This is a genomic window from Xenorhabdus koppenhoeferi, from assembly GCF_900116635.1.
In the GTDB taxonomy this organism is placed as follows: Bacteria; Pseudomonadota; Gammaproteobacteria; order Enterobacterales; family Enterobacteriaceae; genus Xenorhabdus; species Xenorhabdus koppenhoeferi.
The window spans coordinates 11,665-34,233 of sequence record NZ_FPBJ01000025.1 but is presented as its reverse complement, the minus strand read 5'-3'; the positions used below and the strand labels follow the sequence as shown (position 1 = coordinate 34,233).

Annotated in this window: 14 protein-coding genes; 7 read left to right on the top strand and 7 right to left on the bottom strand. The window is 42.2% G+C overall.

Annotated elements, in window-relative coordinates:
• The first annotated feature begins 23 nt into the window (after positions 1–23).
• Complete coding sequence (clpA, locus tag BM329_RS09480) at positions 24–2,309, top strand: ATP-dependent Clp protease ATP-binding subunit ClpA (RefSeq protein ID WP_092552192.1); 2,286 nt, start codon at positions 24–26, stop codon at positions 2,307–2,309.
• 86 nt (positions 2,310–2,395) lie between these two features.
• Here clpA and infA read toward each other — a convergent pair whose 3' ends face one another.
• The 5 genes from infA to trxB form a co-directional block, all read right to left on the bottom strand.
• The gene (gene infA, locus BM329_RS09475; RefSeq protein WP_092552189.1) at positions 2,396–2,614 is read right to left on the bottom strand and encodes a translation initiation factor IF-1; all 219 of its coding nucleotides are present in this window, start codon (positions 2,612–2,614) and stop codon (positions 2,396–2,398) included.
• 138 nt (positions 2,615–2,752) lie between these two features.
• The gene (gene aat / locus BM329_RS09470; RefSeq protein ID WP_092552186.1) at positions 2,753–3,460 is read right to left on the bottom strand and encodes a leucyl/phenylalanyl-tRNA--protein transferase; all 708 of its coding nucleotides are present in this window, start codon (positions 3,458–3,460) and stop codon (positions 2,753–2,755) included.
• 8 nt (positions 3,461–3,468) lie between these two features.
• Entirely contained in the window at positions 3,469–5,211 is a 1,743-nt protein-coding gene (gene cydC / locus BM329_RS09465) for a heme ABC transporter ATP-binding protein/permease CydC (RefSeq protein ID WP_092552183.1), read from the bottom strand.
• Positions 5,212–5,213: 2 nt separating this feature from the next.
• Complete coding sequence (gene cydD, locus BM329_RS09460; protein ID WP_092552180.1) at positions 5,214–6,983, bottom strand: heme ABC transporter permease/ATP-binding protein CydD; 1,770 nt, start codon at positions 6,981–6,983, stop codon at positions 5,214–5,216.
• Between the two features lie 103 nt (positions 6,984–7,086).
• Complete coding sequence (trxB, locus tag BM329_RS09455; protein WP_092552177.1) at positions 7,087–8,046, bottom strand: thioredoxin-disulfide reductase; 960 nt, start codon at positions 8,044–8,046, stop codon at positions 7,087–7,089.
• A gap of 622 nt (positions 8,047–8,668) precedes the next feature.
• On the opposite strand from trxB, the gene lrp reads away from it, so the two are divergent.
• From lrp to serS, 5 genes are all read left to right on the top strand, one after another.
• Complete coding sequence (gene lrp / locus BM329_RS09450) at positions 8,669–9,163, top strand: leucine-responsive transcriptional regulator Lrp (protein ID WP_092552174.1); 495 nt, start codon at positions 8,669–8,671, stop codon at positions 9,161–9,163.
• Positions 9,164–9,295: 132 nt separating this feature from the next.
• Positions 9,296–12,514: a DNA translocase FtsK 4TM domain-containing protein gene (locus BM329_RS09445; RefSeq protein ID WP_092552171.1), complete on the top strand. Its 3,219-nt coding sequence runs from the start codon at positions 9,296–9,298 to the stop codon at positions 12,512–12,514.
• 72 nt (positions 12,515–12,586) lie between these two features.
• Entirely contained in the window at positions 12,587–13,198 is a 612-nt protein-coding gene (gene lolA / locus BM329_RS09440) for an outer membrane lipoprotein periplasmic chaperone LolA (RefSeq protein ID WP_092552228.1), read from the top strand.
• A gap of 7 nt (positions 13,199–13,205) precedes the next feature.
• The gene (locus BM329_RS09435) at positions 13,206–14,549 is read left to right on the top strand and encodes a replication-associated recombination protein A (RefSeq protein WP_092552168.1); all 1,344 of its coding nucleotides are present in this window, start codon (positions 13,206–13,208) and stop codon (positions 14,547–14,549) included.
• A 119-nt stretch (positions 14,550–14,668) separates the two neighbouring features.
• Positions 14,669–15,958, top strand: a complete 1,290-nt coding sequence (serS, locus tag BM329_RS09430) for a serine--tRNA ligase (RefSeq protein ID WP_092552165.1) — start codon at positions 14,669–14,671, stop codon at positions 15,956–15,958.
• Between the two features lie 392 nt (positions 15,959–16,350).
• Here serS and ycaO read toward each other — a convergent pair whose 3' ends face one another.
• A complete protein-coding gene (gene ycaO / locus BM329_RS09425) occupies positions 16,351–18,114 on the bottom strand; it encodes a 30S ribosomal protein S12 methylthiotransferase accessory factor YcaO (RefSeq protein WP_092552162.1) in 1,764 nt (587 codons plus the stop codon).
• 147 nt (positions 18,115–18,261) lie between these two features.
• Between ycaO and ansB the strand changes: the two genes are divergently transcribed.
• On the top strand, positions 18,262–19,305 hold the full coding sequence (ansB, locus tag BM329_RS09420; RefSeq protein WP_092552159.1) for an L-asparaginase 2: 1,044 nt from the start codon (positions 18,262–18,264) through the stop codon (positions 19,303–19,305).
• A 188-nt stretch (positions 19,306–19,493) separates the two neighbouring features.
• Here the strand turns inward: ansB and BM329_RS09415 are convergent, their stop codons facing one another.
• Entirely contained in the window at positions 19,494–22,427 is a 2,934-nt protein-coding gene (locus BM329_RS09415) for a non-ribosomal peptide synthetase (RefSeq protein ID WP_245759050.1), read from the bottom strand.
• Positions 22,428–22,569 lie beyond the last annotated feature (142 nt).

The window sequence follows — 22,569 nt, the reverse complement described above, 5'->3', positions numbered from 1 at the left end:
ACTGATTTTAGGAGGAGATGCTTATGCTCAATCAAGAACTGGAGCTTAGTCTCAACATTGCTTTCGCCAAAGCAAGGGATAATAGACATGAATTTATGACCGTAGAGCACCTATTGCTGGCGTTGTTAAGTAACACATCAGCGCGGGAAGCTTTGGAGGCTTGTAAAGTCGATCTGGCGATGTTACGCCAGGAATTGGAAAGTTTTATTGTCCAAACAACCCCTTTGTTATCTGAAAATGATGACAGGGATACACAACCTACATTAAGTTTTCAGCGTGTATTGCAACGAGCAGTATTTCATGTTCAGTCTTCAGGGCGCTCAGAAGTTTCTGGAGCAAATGTTTTGGTTGCCATTTTCAGTGAACAGGAATCTCAGGCTGCTTATTTGCTGCGTAAACATGATGTCAGCCGCTTGGATGTTGTAAATTTCATTTCTCATGGAACACGCAAAGATGAGCCTGATCATGATTCTCATCACAGTATTAATCCTGTTCAGGAAGAACAGATAATTAGTGAAGATAGGCTGGAGAATTTTACAGCTAACCTGAATCAACTGGCACAAAAAGGTCAGATCGATCCACTCGTCGGGCGCCACCATGAATTGGAGAGAACTGTTCAGGTACTTTGCCGTCGTCGCAAGAATAACCCACTGTTGGTGGGTGAGTCCGGTGTTGGTAAAACTGCCATTGCAGAAGGGCTTGCATGGCGTATTGTACAAAAAGATGTTCCTGAAGTTATGCTGGGCTGTACTATCTATTCCTTAGATATTGGTTCACTGCTGGCTGGTACAAAGTATCGTGGTGATTTTGAGAAGCGCTTCAAATCATTGTTAAAAACTTTAGAGCAAGACAGCAAAAGTATTCTCTTTATTGACGAAATCCATACTATTATTGGTGCTGGTGCAGCTTCTGGTGGGCAAGTGGATGCAGCCAATCTTATTAAACCTTTGTTATCCAGTGGACGGATCCGGGTAATTGGTTCGACGACCTATCACGAGTTCAGCAATATTTTTGAAAAAGACAGGGCGTTAGCTCGTCGATTCCAGAAAATTGATATTCTTGAACCTTCGCCACAGGAAACGATACAAATTATCAATGGGTTACGTGCTAAGTATGAAGCGCACCATGATGTTCGCTATACGGCGAAAGCTATTCGCGCCGCAGTTGAGTTATCTGTGAAATATATTACAGATCGCCATTTACCGGATAAGGCTATTGATGTTATTGATGAAGCGGGTGCGAGAACAAGATTAATTCCGGTCAGCCGTCGTAAGAAAACAATCAACGTTGTTGATATTGAATCCGTTGTAGCTCGTATTGCCCGCGTTCCAGAAAAAACTGTGTCAGCCAGCGATAAAGATGTATTGAGAACGCTGGATGATCGTTTGAAGATGTTGGTCTTTGGTCAGGATAGAGCCATCGGTGCATTGACGGAAGCGATTAAAATGAGCCGGGCTGGGTTGGGGCAGGAACATAAGCCAGTGGGGTCTTTCCTGTTTGCCGGGCCTACGGGGGTCGGTAAAACGGAAGTCACGGTTCAGCTTGCGAAAGTATTGAATGTCAAATTACTGCGATTTGATATGTCGGAATACATGGAACGCCATACTGTCAGTCGATTGATTGGTGCTCCACCAGGTTATGTGGGATATGATCAGGGAGGGTTATTGACTGACTCAATTATCAAACATCCTCATTCTGTACTGTTGTTGGATGAGATTGAAAAAGCCCATCCTGATGTATTTAATCTGTTGTTACAGGTTATGGATAATGGCACATTGACCGATAATAATGGTCGCAAGGCGGATTTCCGCAATGTTATTTTAGTAATGACAACCAATGCAGGAGTACGTGAGACTCAGCGTAAATCCATTGGTTTCTCTGAGCAAGATAACAGCATAGATGGAATGGAAGAAATTAAACGGATCTTCACGCCTGAATTCCGCAATCGACTTGATGGCATAATTTGGTTTGATACACTTTCCTCTGAAGTTATTCAACAAGTTGTTGATAAATTTATTGTTGAATTACAAGCTCAGCTGGATGAAAAAGGAGTTTCTCTTGAAATTAGTGCAGGTGCCCGCCAGTGGTTATGCGACAAAGGCTATGATAGGGCTATGGGAGCACGTCCTATGGCTCGTATTATTCAAGATAATCTGAAGAAACCACTGGCAAATGAACTACTATTTGGCTCTTTGATACATGGTGGCTCCGTCAAGATTAATCTTGATAAAGTTAAACAAGTATTAACATACGATTTTAAAAGCTCACAGAAATCAAGTAAAAAGAGATCAGAAGATGCCGTGTTATAAGTAAATTATAGGAATTGGCATTAAAACCAGAGTCACACCACAGGTGCCATTGAATAAACATCACCTGTGGTGTTCAAGTTACTTAATTAGCGGCTACGGAAGGTGATACGACCTTTGTCCGTGTCATATGTAGTTAGCTCAACAGTAACCTTGTCTCCAGTCAGGATGCGGATATAGTTTTTACGCATTTTCCCTGAAATGTGAGCAGTAATGACGTGTCCGTTCTCTAGTTCAACACGGAACACGGTGTTTGGCAGTGTTTCTAACACAGTACCTTGCATTTCAACATTTTCTTCTTTGGCCATCTAATCCTCTAAATGTAACAACCATAAGTTTTTAGTCGGCAAGATAATGCCGAAAAACCATCATCATGTAAAGGAATGTCGTATTTTAAGCCATCATTTTAGGCCTGATAGATAGCGACATTCCCACCGTAAACAGCATTAATCCTTAAGAGGTAATGATAAATCAAGCACCTGAGTAGACCAGCAGCCTGATTGTAATGACTGACCTCGTAATTGATAAAGATGCTGGAGAAATTCTTCCCTTGGAATATTTTTGGCACCCAATGATTCTGTATGAGGGTTTAATACCTGACAATCAAACAGTTGGCCACCATGACGTAAAAAGTGGTGATAAAATGCTATAAAAGCGCACTTGGATGCATTCTCCATTCTGCTAAACATCGATTCACCGCAAAATAATGCACCTACACAAACGCCATATAAACCGCCCACCAATCGGTGCTCATGCCAGACTTCAATTGAATGGGCCAAACCTTTGTGATGCAGGGTTTGGTAACCTCTCTGAACTTCCGAACCGATCCAGGTACCTTCTGGCCGTTGGGCGCAACTATACATTACTCTATTGAAAGCATAGTTTATCGTAATTTGGTAAATATGTTTGCGAATAAAACGACGCAATGTTCGGCCTGTATGCAATTCCCCAGGAATTAATACAGCCCGAGGATCTGGAGACCACCATAAAGGAGACTCGTTGGGCGAATACCACGGAAAAATGCCCTCATTATAAGCCACTTTTAAACGTTCTGCACTCATATCTCCACCAAATGCCAGCAAACCATTGGGTTCAGCCAGGGCATTGGCTGGATGAGGGAATTCGTATGAAATATCCAGCTGAGCTATTGACATAAAGTGTGTCACTCCTGCCCAGAGTAATTTTGTCGCTGATAAAATTGGTAATAACGCCCTTGTTGAGCTAGCAAAACGTCATGTTTACCTTGCTCAATAATGCGTCCCCCATCCATAACACAGATCCGATCCATATGTTGTAAGCCCGTTAGTCGGTGGGTAACAGTAATCAGTGTCTTGTTTTGGCAGCTATGGCGTAGCAGCGATAAGATTTGTTGCTCAGTACCTGCGTCAAGCCCTTCAGTCGGTTCATCAAGAAGCATTAAAGGAGCATCATGTAACAATGCTCTGGCAATCCCTAAGCGGCGTTGCTCTCCACCAGAAAGCTGGCGTCCGCCTTCGCCCATCCAACAGTTTAGATTTTCATCATTATCCAGCAAGTTTCCTAAACCTACCTTCTTCAATATGGTTATTAATTCATTATCACTGGCATCTGATTTTGCCAATAAAAGATTTTCGCGCAGGGTATGGCTGAATATATGTATTCTCTGGGGAACGATAGACATCATTGAGCGCAATGTTGTCTCATCATAGCGGGAAATAGGTTTCTGATTTAGTTGGATCTCACCGTTATTGACATCCCATGCACGGGTCAATAGTTGTAAAAGCGTCGATTTACCACATCCTGTTTTTCCCAATAAAGCAATATGTTCACCCGAGACCAAAGTGAGAGAAATATTTGTTAGCACTGGCAGAGGTTGGTCAGGGTAAGTGAAATCAATGTTTTTTATTTCAATGCTGATATCACTATCTGTCTTAGGCCCATTAGCAGGGAAAATAACTTCCGGCTTTTGATGCATTAATTGAGAAACACGAGTAGCGGATGAAATAACCTGCCCCATGTGCTGAAATGCTATGGTAACTGGCCCAAGGGCTTCAAAAGCAGCAAGGGTACAAAATGTAAATAGAGCTATTAATGCCCCAGGCTGGCTCTTTCCCCCCACACCGTCGGCTGCTAGCCAAAGCATCAGCGTTACCGCTATACCTGTGGAGAAAATCATTATCGCCTGCGAAAGTCCGGTTAAGTTGGCCTGTTTTTGCTGACTTTTCAGCCAATCATATTCAACTTCTACCATAGATTGACGAAAACGCTTAAGTGCTCCGAATACGGTCAATTCAGCCTGCCCCTGTAAGGCACTGATCAGTAATGTACGATATTGGGCCCGTTGTAAGGTGATGTTTTTGCCATAGGGTTTCCCGGCATGATAAAACCCGAAAGGCAATATCAACAGCAGCCCTAACATGATACTGCCGAGAATATAGGCAAGCGAGACATCAAGGAATCCCAAGCCAAATGTCAGTACTAAAATTACGACAAATGCAGCGAGAACAGGGGAAATAACGCGCAGATAGAGATGATCCAACGTTTCGACATCGGCAACGAGCCTGTTTAACAATTCACCTTGACGAAAACGGGCAATTCCTCCCGGAGAAAGCGGCAGAATTTTTTGAAAAGCAAAAACGCGTAAATGAGCCAGAACACGGAACGTTGCATCATGGCTGACAAGACGTTCACCATAGCGGCCAGCAGTGCGGAAAATGGCAGCCCCACGGACACCAGCAGCAGGTAGCATATAGTTAAACGTATATAACCCCGAAAATCCCGCCAGAGCTGTGCCGGCAAGGAACCATCCGGAAAGTGTCAACAGGCCAATGCTGGCTAACAGGGTTACAATCGCCAATACCATTCCTAAACTAATGAGAAACCAGTGGCGACGGTAGAGGGCGAGAAAGGGGAGTAATATACGCATGGTTAAAGCTCCACACTGCGGTGAGACAACAGACGGGAAAATGCACCTTGAGATCGGCTTAAACTCTGATAATCACCTGTTTCAATCAATAGTCCATTCTCCATTACCCAGATCTGGTCATATTCCAGAGTTTCTTCTAACAAGTGAGTAACTAATAGGGTGGTTTGTTGATAGGCGGCTTGATTTAAGGCCATCATCACGCGCTGTTCACTGTGGGCATCAAGGCTGGCGGCAGGTTCATCCAATAACAATAATTGACTGGGATTTAATAATGCCCTTGCTACCGCGATACGTTGAGCTTGCCCGACAGACAGACGAGCCGCATTGTCACCAATTACCGTATTGATGCCATCTGGTAGCGCGTGAACAAACTCATCAACATAAGCTTGTTTCATCACATCATTGATTTGTTCTTGTGTTGCATTATATTGACCGAGACGGATATTATCTAACAGAGTCTGCTCTGGCAGATGAGGATTCTGACCAACCCAACTCAAACACTCACGCCATTTAGTGAAATCAAGTTCACGCAGTTCAATACCATTGATTTTCAGTGAGCCACGATAAGGCAAAAATCCCAGCAACAGATTGATCAACGAACTTTTGCCAGCACCACTTTTGCCAACCAGCGCGATTCGCTGATGTTTGTCAATCGTAAAATTCAAAGGACCAGCAAGACGATGACCATCGTGAGACAAAATGACCAATTCGTTGGCTTCAATAGCCACTGATTTTTCATCAGGTAGCCTTTTTTTACCGCTGATAACAGCCTGTTCTCCATCACTGCTGAGTAGGGTGAAAAGTGATTCAGCCGCCCCAATTGCCTGGGCTTTTGCGTGATAAAATGTTCCAAGATCCCGTAAAGGCTGAAAAAATTCAGGGGCGAGGATCAGTGCAAGGAAGCCGGAAAACAGCGTGATGCCCATTCCGTAGCTGCCAAAGTGCAATTCTCCCAGATAGGAAAAACCAAAATAGACGGCAACAATGGCAATGGAAACCGCAGCAAAAAACTCCAATACAGCTGAAGATAAGAATGCCATGCGCAGCACTTCCATTGTTCTGCGGCGGAAATTTTCTGTTGATTGAGTAATTTGCTTAACTTCAGCTTCTCCCCGGTGGAATAAGCGTAAAGTTTCCAGACCCCTTAAACGATCGAGGAAGTTGCCGCTTAAACGGCTGAGTGCGACAAAATTTCGTTGGTTAGCATCTGCTGCGCCTAATCCTACCAGAGCCATAAATAGGGGAATCAAGGGTGCAGTCACAAGCAAAATCAACCCAGCTGCCCAGTTAACCGGAAACACGGTAATCAGAATTAACATTGGGATCATGGCGGCCAGAGTCATTTGGGGCAGGTAGCGAGAATAGAAATCCTGCATATCTTCAATTTGTTCCAGGATAATGGTCGCCCAACTGCCGGCTGGTTTCCCCTTAACCCATACTGGCCCCAACTTTTCCAATTTATCTAAAACCATACTGCGAATTTGCTGGCGTACAATTTTGCCACAGATAAAACTAACACGTTCCCGGACGGTATTGATGATTGCACGAAATATAAAGGCAGCTGCCAGCATCAGAAACTGATTGATGAGGTTTTCACGGGGAACATTATCCATAATCAGGGCTTGAAGGATTGAAGCTAAAAGCCAGGCTTGAGAAATGATCAGTAATCCACCGATCAGCCCTAGTATCATGGATAGACGAAGCCACCGACGGGCTGGGGCACTTTGTTGTCTCAGCCATCGAACAAGTTCAGATTGTCTTGTTTTGTCCATAAGAAAAATTTCTGATTAGCAGGTGATGATACGAAATATCAAAACAAACTTTATGTTACTTATTTAAAAGCGCTATTGAAATAGCGCTTTTAAGGAGGATGGATTACTTGGTTGCCAAACCATCAAGAAAACGTTCAGCATCCAGCGCAGCCATACAGCCCGTACCGGCAGAAGTGATTGCTTGACGATATATATGATCCATCACATCTCCGGCGGCAAAAATGCCTGGCATGGAGGTTTGGGTAGCATTACCGTGCAATCCAGACTGGACTTTGATATATCCATTTTCCAGTTCAAGCTGCCCGTCAAAGATACCTGTATTTGGGCTATGACCGATGGCGATGAAAACACCAGCGACATCCAGTTCTTCGGTATTGCCGCTTTTCGTATCGCGAAGGCGGATCCCCGTAACCCCCATATCGTCACCCTGAACTTCATCCAGAGTTCGATCGATATGCAAAATGATATTACCGTTTTTCACTTTTTCCATCATACGGTCTATCAGGATTTTTTCTGAACGGAAAGTATCACGGCGGTGAATCAAGTGGACTTCAGAGGCAATGTTTGCCAAATAAAGTGCTTCTTCAACGGCCGTATTACCACCACCAACGACGGCAACTTTCTGTTTGCGATAGAAAAAACCATCGCATGTTGCACAAGCGGATACACCCCGACCTTTAAACGCTTCTTCGGAAGGCAATCCTAGATAACGGGCAGAAGCACCTGTCGCTATGATCAACGCATCACAAGTATATTCCTGATCATCCCCATATAAACGGAGTGGTCTGTTTGAGAAATCAACTTTCTTAATATGGTCAGAAATCATCTCAGTTTGAAATTTCTCAGCGTGTTGGAACATACGCTCCATCAAGTCTGGACCAGTAAGCCCTTCAGGATCACCGGGCCAGTTTTCAACCTCAGTCGTGGTGGTCAATTGGCCGCCTTTTTCAATTCCAGTAATGAGAACCGGATTTAGATTAGCGCGGGCTGCATAAACGGCAGCGGTATAACCAGCAGGACCTGAGCCAAGAATGATGAGTTTACTGTGTTTGGCTGTGCTCATGAATACCTCATTTCCATTACCTCATATTGCGGATTTAGGGATTGTAGGAGAAATAATAAGTTAAAAAAAGCGATTATCAGATAAAATATTCATGTTATTAACGATTTTACCGATAGATAGTAACTATGATGTGATCGAAATGTAAGGGGGAATTGGTTAACCTTCTGAATTGAACATCATTTATACATTTAAGATATGAAACCAGTTATTTGAACGTCTTACTGAAAATTTGTTTGGTATGTTGTTCTGGTTTTCGTTCATTTATTTTGACAATCGGCTGTGCATTTGCGAAAACATCTGTGTAAGAGATAATTATCTACCTCGCTAATCAATTGTTTCTATAGAATAGACAAATTGAAGTGGATAATTTTCTCATAGAATATTAAAAATTGCCGTTAAGCTACTTTCTGAAAGTCATTGTGTTTTGGGAGATAATATCCTGGAAAATGGTGTTCTGGTTAATTGAACGCTGGAAAACCAGATACTGGGAAATTGTAGTAGGCCTCAAAACTTGGTTACAGATTGGGCTTTACCTTTGAAGACATCTTTTCCAGCTCAGTTGCTTGCTTCAAAGAGATAGGGAAAAGTTATAGGTGTAGGAATATAAAGAGAGAGCAATAAGATGATTGATAATAAGAAGCGTCCCGGAAAAGATCTTGATCGTATAGATCGCAATATCCTTAACGAATTGCAAAAAGACGGCCGTATTTCTAACGTGGAGTTATCCAAACGTGTTGGTCTGTCACCGACACCTTGTCTGGAACGTGTACGTCGTTTGGAGCGCCAGGGCTTTATCTCTGGTTATACAGCTTTGCTGAATCCTCACTACCTGGATGCATCGTTGCTGGTATTCGTTGAAATTACGCTGAACCGTGGTGCAACAGATGTGTTTGAACAATTCAACACGGCTGTCCAGAAATTAGAAGAAATCCAAGAATGTCATTTGGTCTCTGGTGATTTTGACTACTTGCTGAAAACGCGCGTACCAGATATGTCCGCATATCGTAAGTTACTCGGTGAAACTCTGTTGCGTCTTCCGGGAGTTAACGATACGCGTACTTATGTTGTTATGGAAGAAGTAAAACAGAGTAATCGCCTAGTGATTAAGACTCGTTAAGCTTTTGTCTAAAATGCACAGATGCAAAACAGGAAAAACTTAGGTACACTCCTGTTTATGCATACAGTTTCAACGCTGAGCTATCCTCAGCGTTGTTCCGTTTAATCAACAGGAAAACCTGGAGAGTCTTTCTTGAACCAGGAATATACAGAAGACAAACGCGTTAAGTTAAAGAAAATAAGCAGTGGCCGCCGGCTTCTGGAAGCCGTTCTGTTGGTAATTGCTATTTATGCTGTGTACTTGATGATAACGCTCATTAGCTTTCACCCATCCGATCCAAGCTGGTCACAAACGTCATGGCATGAACCCATCCACAATTGGGGGGGAAGCGTAGGAGCTTGGTTGTCAGACACGCTGTTCTCGGCATTTGGTATTCTTGCCTATGCAGTCCCGCCGTTAATGTTTTTAGTTTGTTGGAATGCTTTCCGTCAGAAAGACAGGCAAGAGTACGTTGATTTTTTTACCCTCGCATTACGTGTTATCGGCGCTTTAGCCTTGATACTGACTTCATGTGGCTTGGCAGCACTCAATATTGATGATTTGGATGATTTTGCTGCCGGTGGTGTTGTTGGTAATTTATTTAGTAACGCGATTCTGCCTTGGTTCAATATACTTGGTGCAACATTAGCCCTGCTTGGTATTTGGGCGGTTAGTTTTATTTTGTTTACGGGTTGGTCATGGCTCACTATTGCAGAAAAGATTGGTGCAATCATTCTGGATTCTATAAGTTTTGTGGTAAACCGCAGTCGTAATGCATCAGAATATGACCGTAATGAGTTGGAAGATGAATATTTAGCCAGTGAGCATCAACAAGCCGAACATATTGACCAAAATGAATTGGCTGAGACAACGATTGAAACAGAATTTATTGAGAAAACACAGGAAAAGAGCTCTTCTGAGCATATCTCCGTGCAGACAGTACTAACACAAACTGTGTTACCAGAAATGTCTGAGCAATCATTCAGCAGTAGCAATGATGAACACATACCGCAATCAGTAATACAACCAGTGGCAACTTCGTCAGAACCTGTACAAACTGAAATAATGCATAATGCAAAAGATGAGCAAGAGAAAGAGCCTGTTCGTTATTCCTTTGAATTAACAAACGATTATCAATCAAATTCAGAACCAGACAATCTTTCTCCAGCTATTGCTGATACTGACAGCACCAACCTGAAAAATACGTTTGCGAATATTGCCGGCACTTCTGCCATAACGAAAAACCCTCAGATTAAACTGGGTATTGGCCCTGAAATGCCACGCCCTAATCCTGTCAGAATACCTACACGTCGTGAATTGTATGGTATTAAAGTGCCTTCTCATCGTTTGGCGGAACATCTGCAACGGGAAGAAAAAGAAAAGCAGAATGAACTGCTCGCAGAAACTCATGAACAGGACATGGATGAGCAACAGCAAAATATGTTGCGTCAGCAATTTCTTGAACAACAACGTGAACGTTATGGCAATAATTTTGAGACAGAAGTAACTGCATTTACAGAGCAGAATAATCTGGAAAATAGTGTAGATGAACAGGAAGCGCAGCAAGAAGAAGCGCTGCGAATGGCATTTGAGCAACAGCAGCATGAGCGTTATCAAATGAATCAACCTGTTATTTCAACACACATTTCAGAACAAGATGAAAGATCTGAGTTAAATTATTCTCCTCAGGTTGTTGATCTTGATCAATCTGAGTCAACTGAGCCTGCATTCAGGGCACCAGAGCCATTGATTCAACAAGAGGTTCAGGAGAAAAAAATAGTTCCTGCACCTGCTTCCCATGAATCGGGAATTCAGCATACTCTTGCACAGCAAGACAGCTTGTTCCATCCATTTTTGATGCGCAATGATCAGCCATTGCCGAAACCAACAACACCTATGCCTTCTTTAGACCTTTTGGCTAAGCCGCCGACAGAAGAAGAACCGGTCGATATGTTTGTTCTTGAACAAACCTCTCATTTGATTGAATCGCGTCTAAATGATTATCGCGTCAAAGCAGATGTTGTTGGATTTTCGCTTGGTCCTGTGATTACAAGGTTTGAGCTGGACTTAGCTCCGGGTGTCAAGGCTTCCCGCATATCTAACTTATCACGTGACCTTGCCCGCTCTCTTTCCGCAGTAGCTGTCCGTATTGTGGAAGTTATCCCTGGGAAACCTTATGTCGGGTTGGAATTACCCAATAAAAAGCGCCAAACAGTTTACCTGAGGGAAGTACTGGATTGCGATAAATTCAGAGACAGTCCATCGCCGTTGACTATTGTTCTTGGAAAAGACATTGCAGGGCAGCCTGTTGTGGCTGATTTGGGTAAAATGCCTCACCTGCTTGTTGCAGGGACAACGGGTTCGGGCAAATCGGTGGGGGTTAACGCCATGATCCTCAGTATCCTGTATAAAGCGAAACCGGAAGATGTTCGTTTTATCATGATAGATCCGAAAATGCTTGAATTATCAGTGTATGAAGGAATTCCGCACTTATTGACTGAAGTTGTCACTGATATGAAAGATGCGGCCAACGCCTTGCGCTGGTGTGTGAATGAAATGGAACGACGTTACAAACTGATGTCAGCTTTGGGAGTGCGTAATCTCGCCAGTTATAATGACAAGATAGAACAAGCGGAAAATATGGGGCGGCCAATCCCTGATCCGTTCTGGAAACCGGGTGATAGTATGGATGCAACGTATCCTATACTGAAAAAAGAGCCTTATATCGTCGTTATGGTTGATGAGTTTGCAGACCTGATAATGACAGTCGGGAAGAAAGTGGAAGAATTGATTGCCCGTTTGGCCCAGAAAGCGCGTGCAGCAGGTATTCACTTGGTGCTGGCAACCCAGCGTCCTTCTGTTGACATCATTACGGGATTGATTAAAGCTAATATTCCAACACGTATTGCATTTACAGTGTCCAGTAAAATCGATTCTCGAACCATTCTTGATCAAGGTGGTGCAGAATCATTGCTTGGCATGGGAGATATGCTTTATTTGGCACCAAACTCTTCCATTCCTGTGCGTGTTCATGGTGCATTTGTCCGTGACCAAGAGGTTCATGAAGTCGTTAATGACTGGAAAGCTCGTGGGCGTCCTCAATATATTGATAGTATTATCAAGGGTGGAGAAGATGGTGATGGCGGCTTAGGGTTTGACAGCGATGAAGAGCTGGATATTTTGTTTGATCAAGCAGTTGAATTTGTGGTTGAAAAGCGCCGTGTTTCCATTTCGGGCGTGCAACGTCAATTCCGTATCGGATATAACCGGGCGGCTAGGATTGTTGAACAAATGGAAGCACAGCAGATTGTCAGTACACCCGGACATAATGGCAACCGTGAAGTTTTGGCACTTCCGCCACACGAACATTAATTAATGCTGTTAAATGCAATGCAGTATCAGCCACTGATGCTGGCAATAATACGAATTGAAGGTATCTCGCACATGAAAAAGCTGATGTTGATTGGTTGTCTGATGATGGGTGTGAGCGTAGGTTCTGCATGGGCTGATGCCACGCAAGATCTGCAAGGGCGTTTAGGAAAAGTAAATAGTTTTCATGCTGGTTTTACTCAAACAGTGACTAGCAATGATGGGGCTACAATCCAAAAAGGGGAAGGAGAACTTTGGATCAAACGCCCTAATTTATTTAACTGGCACATGACCTCGCCTGATGAAAGTGTTTTAGTCTCTGATGGTAAAACTCTGTGGTTTTATAACCCCTTTATCGAACAAGTAACGGCAAACTGGTTAAAAGATGCGACGGGAAATACACCATTTATGTTGATTGCCCGTAATGATCCTGCAGATTGGAAACAGTATAAAATTGCACAAAATGGTAATCATTTTGAGCTGACTCCGAATAATGCCAATGGTAATTTGAAACACTTTTCAATTACCGTGACACCAGAGGGAACTATCCAGAAATTTACGGCGATTGAACAGGATGGGCAAAAAAGCGCTTATCAATTGCAAAAACAGCAAAATACCAGCGTAAATGCGGATAAATTCAAATTTACAGTACCAGATGGTGTTACGCTGGATGATCAGCGCCAGTGAGGTTTAAGTGAACAATCTTTCCCTCGATTTTTCACAAGATGAATTTCAGCCACTGGCCGCAAGAATGCGTCCAGTCACATTAGATCATTACATTGGACAGCAGCATTTATTGGCAGAAGACAAACCTTTACCAAGAGCTATCCGGGCTGGTCACCTTCATTCCATGATTCTGTGGGGACCACCAGGAACGGGAAAGACAACGCTGGCTGAAATAATTAGTTATTACGCCCAAGCTGATATCGAACGAATCTCGGCAGTGACATCGGGCATTAAAGAAATCCGTGAATCAATAGAAAAAGCACGTCAAAACCGGAATGCAGGTCGCAGAACCATCTTATTTGTCGATGAAGTTCATCGATTTAATAAAAGCCAGCAGGATGCATTTTTACCGCATATTGAAGATGGAACGATCACCTTTATCGGTGCAACGACCGAAAATCCTTCTTTCGAATTAAATTCAGCCTTGTTATCACGGGCGCGAGTTTATTTATTGAAATCTCTCTCGACGACAGAGATTGAGCAAGTGCTTATTCAGGCCATGAACGATAAAGAACGGGGGCTTGGCGGGCAAAAGATCGTATTGCCGGATGATACCCGCCAAATGATTGCTGAACTTGTCGCGGGAGACGCTCGTCGCTCACTGAATTTGCTGGAAATGATGTCAGATATGGCAGAATTGAATCGGCAAGGTCAGAGAGTTCTGACACCTGAACTACTGAAAGAAGTCAGTGGGGAGAGAAGCGCACGCTTTGATAATAAAGGTGATCGGTATTACGATTTAATTTCTGCCCTGCATAAAGCAATCCGTGGTTCAGCACCTGATGCTGCACTTTACTGGTATGCCCGAATCATTACCGCAGGTGGTGATCCACTTTATGTTGCTCGCCGGTTGCTGGCGATTGCTTCTGAAGATGTTGGTAATGCCGATCCACGCGGAATGCAGATCGCGATTGCTGCATGGGACTGTTTTACTCGTGTGGGTCCGGCGGAAGGAGAGAGAGCAATTGCACAGGCAATTGTGTATCTTGCTTGCGCACCGAAGAGTAATGCGGTTTATACCGCATTTAATGCGGCAATGGCGGACGCACAAAACAAACCGGATTATGATGTGCCTATCCATCTGCGTAATGCACCGACGAAACTGATGAAGGAAATGGGCGTGGGCGAAGCATATCGCTATGCTCATGATGAACCGAATGCGTATGCTGCCGGTGAAGTTTATTTTCCACCTGAAATGCAACAAACACGCTATTATTATCCGGCAACCAGGGGGCTGGAAGGGAAGATTGGTGAGAAATTAAACTGGTTGCTGGAACAGGATCAAAATAGCCCGATAAAACGCTATCGTTAATCTTATTGATACGGTAAGGTTTATATCCAATAGATTCCACCATGTTATTCTCGATAACAAGTATCTCAATAACAACTTTTCAATAACAACTTTTCAATAACAACAAACACAGGACTAGCATGCTCGATCCAAATATGCTGCGTAATGAGCTAGACGCAGTCGTCGAAAAACTGGCTCGCAGGGGTTATACCTTTGATGTGGAGATGCTGCGCAAACTAGAAGAGCGCCGCAAAGTTTTACAAGTTGAAACTGAAACCCTGCAGGCAGAACGCAATTCCCGATCGAAGGCTATTGGTGCAGCGAAAGCCCGTGGTGAAGATATTGAACCACTGCGTCAGGAAGTGAATCAGTTGGGAGAAAAGCTGGATTCAGCAAAAGCTGAACTGGAAACATTGCAGACTGAAATTCTTCATATTGCCTTAAGTATGCCGAATATTCCTGACGATTCCTCCCCTGACGGGAAAGATGACAGTGATAATCTGGAAATCAGCCGTTGGGGTGAACCACACCAGTATGGTTTTGAAATCAAAGATCATGTATCACTGGGTGAACTGAGCGGTGGTCTTGATTTTGCGGCAGCAGTTAAATTAACTGGCTCACGTTTCGTGGTTATGAAAGGTCAGATCGCTCGTCTGCACCGTGCTATCGCTCAGTTTATGCTGAATCTGCATACTGAACAACACGGTTATCTGGAAACCTATGTTCCTTATTTGGTTAACCATGATTCACTGTATGGTACAGGTCAATTGCCGAAATTTGGTGAAGATTTGTTCCATACCAGACCGTTGGAAGAAGAATCTGCCAGTAACTATGCTTTAATCCCGACTGCGGAAGTGCCTGTCACTAACTTGGTTCGTGATGAAATTCTGGATGAAAGCGAATTGCCACTGAAAATGACGGCGCATACACCTTGTTTCCGTTCTGAAGCGGGTTCTTATGGTCGTGATACCCGTGGCCTGATCCGTATGCACCAGTTCGATAAAGTCGAGTTGGTTCAGATTGTTCATCCAGAAAAATCTATGGAAGCACTGGAAGAATTGACGGGTCATGCAGAAAAAGTATTGCAGTTGTTGAATCTGCCATACCGCAAAATGCTGCTGTGTACTGGTGATATGGGTGCAAGTGCAAGAAAAACTTACGATCTGGAAGTTTGGTTACCGGCACAGAATACTTACCGTGAAATCTCATCTTGCTCAAATATGTGGGATTTCCAGGCGCGTCGTATGCAGGCACGTTTCCGCGCTAAGGACGGCAAAAAACCACAGTTAGTACATACACTGAATGGTTCTGGACTGGCGGTAGGCCGTACTTTAGTTGCTGTGATGGAAAACTATCAGCAGGCAGATGGCCGTATCGAAATTCCAGAAGTATTGCGTCCTTATATGAACGGATTGAAATATATCGGTTAATAACCTATACCCGTCGTCTTTCAAGTTGCAGCTTTGTTGGCTGCGCTTACTCACCCCAGTCACATAGTTAGCTATGTGACTGGGGATTAATGAAAGGCTCCTGCCTGTCACCGGAGGCCAGCCTTTGGCTGGGCAAATTCGTTCCCGACGAATTTGTCATTCCCTTGCCGTCGCACTGCATCTTGAAATCCATTGAGTATATACCCAATGGATTTTGAGCTGAAACTCGGAAAACGAAGGGTGTATATTTTTAGTAAAAAGCGCCGAGTGTGAAGTAACGGTGCTTTTTTATGAAAAAGTAAAATAAAAGGTTAAATTGCCATTTATTTGTTATTTTCAAATAAACTATATTTAACCTGAATTTCACTTTTAATAAACTTTAATCTAATCGTTTATTTATTTGCCCAAAATTTACGCTTGGCTTTTTGCAGTTTTTCATAGGCATTCAATAATGCCTGATGTGCTGGCAATGATTTCAACTCTGAATCGATAGACCATAAACCGTAGAAACAGTTCTCTCCGGCAATAGCAGCGGAAGCTGCATCAACAGTATCCTGACCATACATTTTCACAAACGCTTGATAATATTGTTCTGGTTTGCGATCCTCTTCTTGGGTCAATAACAATAAAGTTTGCAGGCAACGGTAATAATTTGCTCGCTCAGCGGTGAAAATAGAAGTATTGAAATCTTGTGTCCATTCAACCCAAATCAGCGCTTGTTCCAGATCGTTACCAGCCAATGCCAGCATGGATTTCAATTCACCGATACGCAGGTTGCTCCAGCCGTTATCTTTGCCCGCAGCAATTCCCAGCAATTCACGAACACGGGTGAAATCATCTAACCCCTCATCATCCAATTGTTCAAGGAAAGCAAGATATTCTTCTGGTTGCCATTGGCTTACCGGTAACGCTAGAATGGTATCACGAAGATGAGTTCCCATGGTGTTATTGGCAATATGCAGATCTTCAACTGGATAAATATCTGACATACCGGGAACCAGAATACGGCAGGCATAAACGCCAAGATGCTCATAATCAGCAATGTAGACATCAGCATCCAGTGTATTGAAGATCCCCATCAAAGTGTCAAATTCTTCTTCTGTTGTTCCGCTGAAATTCCAGTCAGAAAATTCATAATCAGCATCTTGTTTAAATAGATCCCAACTGATCGCGCCGCTTGAATCAATAAAGTGAGTTTCCAGATTAGTATGCTCAGAAACTTCTTCATCATCGAAACTGGGTGGAGTGAAGACATCCAGATCTTTCAGGCTGCGCCCTTGCAGCAACTCTGTGACAGTACGTTCCAGTGCAACGCCAAAATCAGGATGGGCACCAAAGGATGCAAAGCAAGTTCCATTATTCGGATTGAGTAATACAACGCAAATGACCGGGAATTGGCCGCCGAGTGAAGCATCGTAGCAATAAATCGGGAAGCCTTCTTCCTGCAATTTATCGACGGACTCAACTACGCCAGGGTAGCGGTTCATAACGTCTTGTGGAATTTCAGGTAAGCTGATGAGTTCTGCAATAATACGGTTTTTCACATAGCGTTCGAACACTTCAGATAATCCCTGAACGCGCGCTTCGTTAATGGTATTACCGGCTGACATGCCATTTGAAACATACAGGTTTCCGATAATATTCATTGGAATATAAATAGTTTGATTATCTGACTGACGAGAGAATGGCAGGGCGCAGACTCCGCGATCTTCATTGCCTGATTGAAGATCAATCAATTGGCTGGCATTGAGGGTATTGTCTGGGTTGTAAAAACGATGGAGACGTTCGTCTAAAATGCCTTCTGGCAGGGAATCATCTTCTGGTAATGGAAACCATTTTTCATTTGGATAATGAATAAATTCACCATTGGCTACCGCATCGCCAAGAAAAAAATCCGCAAAGAAATAATTTGTCGATAAGCGCTCAAAATATTCTCCCAGCGCAGAAGCCAAAGCGGCTTTCTTGCTGGCGCCTTTGCCATTAGTAAAGCACAGTGGGCAATCGCGATCACGGATATGTACTGACCAAACATTAGGGACCGGATTCAGCCAAGAGGCTTCTTCGATATTAAAACCAAGGGATACCAGCTTGTCTTGGAAACGGTTAATGGAGTCTTCTAAGGCGGCATCTTTTCCTGGGATATAGGTTTGCGTCATCATAATTCACTTCAATTTATGTTAGAAGCCACATATCATACGGCGTTTTTTTTGTCCGCTCTATCAATTCCCAAAAATTATTGTTAATTAGAGTTTATTTATTCTTGCTTTACATAATAAAATAGTTTTTTTACAAGAGGTTAAATAATGAAAAAGACTAAAAAAACAGCAATAGTCGGTTTTCTGGCTTTAGTTAGTGGTTCTGCTTTTGCTTTGCCAAACATCACCGTTTTAGCAACAGGGGGTACAATTGCCGGGGGCGGTGAATCCGCAACTCAATCTAATTATACTGCGGGTAAAGTGGGCATTGATTCTCTGTTAAACGCTGTGCCAGCTATCAAGAACATTGCTGATCTGAAAGGTGAACAGGTTGTCAGCATCGGTTCTCAGGACATGAACGATCAGGTTTGGCTGACTCTGGCGAAAAAAATCAATTCAGACTGTGATAAAACTGATGGCTTTGTTATCACTCACGGCACTGACACTATGGAAGAAACCGCTTACTTCCTCGATTTAACGACTCAATGTCAGAAACCTATCGTGATGGTTGGTGCAATGCGCCCATCTACTGCACTGGGTGCTGATGGCCCATTGAACCTGTACAATGCGGTTGTTGTTGCATCTGACAAAAACTCTGCAAACCGTGGCGTTCTGTTTGCGATGAATGATTCCGTTATTCATGGCCGTGATATCGCTAAATTGAGCACAACTGCAGTGCAAGCGTTCCAGGCTGTCAATTCGGGTGATCAGGGCTTTGTTCACAACGGTAAAGTTAACTATTACTCTGCGGCTCCTGTAAAAGCAAATAAAGCCGTGTTTGACGTTAGTCAACTGGATAAACTGCCAAAAGTTGGCATCGTTTATAACTACTCCAACGCCTCTGATCTGCCAGCAAAAGCGTTTATTAAAAACGGCTACCAAGGCGTGATCAGTGCAGGTGTAGGTAATGGCAACATCTATAAATCCATTCTTGATATTCTGGCTAAGGCCGCTAAAGATGGCGTTGTTGTAGTTCGTTCCAGTCGTATTCCTTTCGGTTACACTACCCAGAATGCGGAAGTTAACGACAGTAAATACGGTTTTGTGGCTTCAGAGCGTTTGAATCCACAGAAAGCACGTGTTCTTCTGCAATTGGCTCTGACCCAGACTAATAACGTAGAAAAAATTCAGGAAATATTTTCTAAATATTAATTTCTGATTCAGGTATATATACATAATGGATTTCAAGTTGTATCGCGCCGGCAAGAAAGCAAATTCCCGGGAGCATAAATAACTATGTGACCGGGGTGAGCGAGCGCAGCCAACAAAGAGGCAGTTTGAAAGACGAAGTGTATATACAGAAAGACGTTTTTAAACGTCTTTCTGTACTAAATTCTATGTTATGACAAAAAACCTATGTGCTTCCAATATGCAAGATAACGTTTCAGTAAGTCACTATCCATTGGTGTATATGTAACGGGTGTCTCTTGTAGTGCTGATTCTGTATTTCTTGCATCATATGTCGGCATATTTTCATACACTTCCCACCGCGTGAGTTCCCCATAGATTTTTTCAGATAACATCGGTAATAATGGCATTAAAGGGTTATCTGTTAGTTTTTTATTTGTTTCTAATTCTTTTAGCCACTCAGAATAACGCATACCTTTAAGGTGGTAACCACACTGGTTGAGTAATGAAAAAAAGGTATTTAAATCGACAGACTGTTTACTATCAGGAGAAATTAAGTGATAGGATTTTCCTAAGTTGCAATTATTTCTAGATATATTAAGTAAAGCTTGGCTGACATAATCAATCGGAACAAACTCTTTTCGTTGACTATCTAATAGTGGATAGGCTCCTATTATTATACAACCTTTGATTAATCTGGAGACAAAATCATTATGATTATTTGCACCGGTCAGGCTGTCTCCCATGATAAAACCAGGACGATATACCGCAAGAGGTACCCCTCTGTTTTTAGCCTGCCATATTATTTTCTCAACAACCCACTGGCTTTGTGAATATCCTGAATCATATTTTAGGTTGTTCAAGTAAGATGTTATGTCATCATCTTCATATATCCTAGATACAGAAGAGAAAAACCCGTCGGGACCAAAAACAGCAATAGTAGAGACATAGTGTAAAGGTTTTGTTTTTTTGCTGACAGCAAAGCGTAATATATTCAGTGTTCCCAATATATTGCTAGAATAATGCGTTGAGTAAGGTTGAGTATAACTTACATGTGCAGCCAAATGAAAAATGACATCGCACTCTGTAGAGAGTTGATCATAAATTTGAGGATTAAGAGCTAATTGAGGTTTTCCAAGATCACTGGCTATAACTTGCAATCGTAATAAAAATTCCTCTTTCCATAAACCATATTTATTCAGATTTTCCTTAACCCTTAGTAAGGCCGATTTATCATCATGTGAACGTACTAGACAAATGACTTTATTAATTTCTGTTTGTAATAATAGGTCGCGCAGAAAAAATGCACCTAAAAATCCAGTTGCCCCGGTTAATAATACTCTTCCTGAGTTTGAATTCATCCAAGATTCGGGTGATTGTGATAACGGCTGAATATCTGGAGGAAGCTCGCTATCTTTGAGCATAATAGTACATATGTCATCTGATGAACTCTTTTTTTGTCGTAGACTGGCGACTAATTCTCTTGGAGTAGGTGAGTCATATAAGAGTTGAATTGGTAAACGTTGCTGCATCTTATTCTCTATTTCAATAATGAGTCTGGCTGCTTGTAATGAATTGCCGCCTGATTCGAAGAAATTGTTATCTAACGTAATCTCTTCATCATCTAAGATTTCTCTACAAATATTCAAAAGAATCAATTCTTCTTCACTCATTTCAGCATTTGATTGAGATAACAACCTTTGTTCTCTCTTTTGAAAATATTCGGTTAACAAACGTGATTTATCCATTTTTCCATTTAGAGTCAGAGGGATATTTTCGACAATGTTTAACCGGGGTCGCATATATTCAGGTAAATAGTCATTAATCCATTTAATAAGGGTTTGTTTAGAAAAAGTCTCTGGTTCTTTGGGAACAATAAAAGCAATCAAATAGGGTTCTATATTCTCTTTTTTTATTATACATACGGCAGCAGATTGCAACAATTTGCTTCTAATGAGTTGAATTTCAACTTCTTCAATTTCTATACGATGGCCGCGTATTTTTATCTGATTATCTACTCGTCCTGAGTATATATAAATGCCATCAGAACGTTGTAACCCTAAATCACCGGTTTTGTATATTCTTTTTAATTGATTATTTTTTCCGACGTCAACCATAATGAAACGTTGCGCATTAATTTCTGGGCGATTCCAATAACCGCGGGCTAAACCCTCACCGCCAAGATACATCTCTCCTATTTGATTTGGTGCAACAGTTTGTTGATTTTCATCTAAAATATAGATATCAGTATTAGCAATTGGCTTTCCTATAGGCACACTTTCTTCTGTTAATTCATCCAGTGTGATTTCATGTATTAGGGACATAATGGTACTTTCAGTGGGACCATAACAGTTTATTAAGTGCTTAGGAGGGGCAGAATATAAAACTTGGCGTAAAGCATGTGGATTTAGGGCTTCACCGCCTATGAGAAGATAACGTAAATGACGAAATGCCTGAGGGCATGTATGGGCGGTTAAGTGAAATAGAGAGGTGGTTATGATTAGGATATTTATGGAAAATTTTTCCAATATGGCTTCAAATTGATAAGGGTCAATAATTATTTTCCTTGGGATAACAACTATTGAAGCTCCATTTAATAATGCTCCCCAGATCTCAAATAGATAGACATCAAATGTAGGATTGCAAATAGAGGCCATTTTATCAGTGGCAGTTAAATTGATATAAGTTGGATTAACAACGATCCGAAGAATACCACGGGCTTCAATTTCAACTGCTTTAGGGGTTCCGGTTGTTCCAGAAGTAAATAAAACATGGCTGCGATGACTTTTACCTCTATGAATATTAGGGAGATCTTCCGTTTTTGGGTTTTTCAGTATGTTTTCATGGATAATAACAAATCCTGTTGGTAAAACGCGCTCTTGATATTGATGGGTTGTTAATGTTAAATTTATTTTTAAATCTTGTAACATAAAACATAATCTGCTATCAGGCATGGCAGGATCAAGAGGAACACAACTTCCACCTACCATTAAGATGGCAATCTGACTAATAATTTGTTCAATTCCGGGTTCTAGTAAAATGGCGACCGGAGTTTCATGCTTTACACCAATATTGTATAAATGAAATGCTAATGATTGTGATTGATGGATTAAATCTCGGTAACTGATAACACTTTCTTCGGTAATTATTGCATAGTGTTCAGGGTATTCTGAAGCTTTTTTTTTAAAATATCAATTAAATCGTAGTCAATAGAATATATTGATTCATCATCGAAATTATTAGAAGTGGTGTTTATCATTGGTTGAGTCATTATTATTCCTTTGTTAA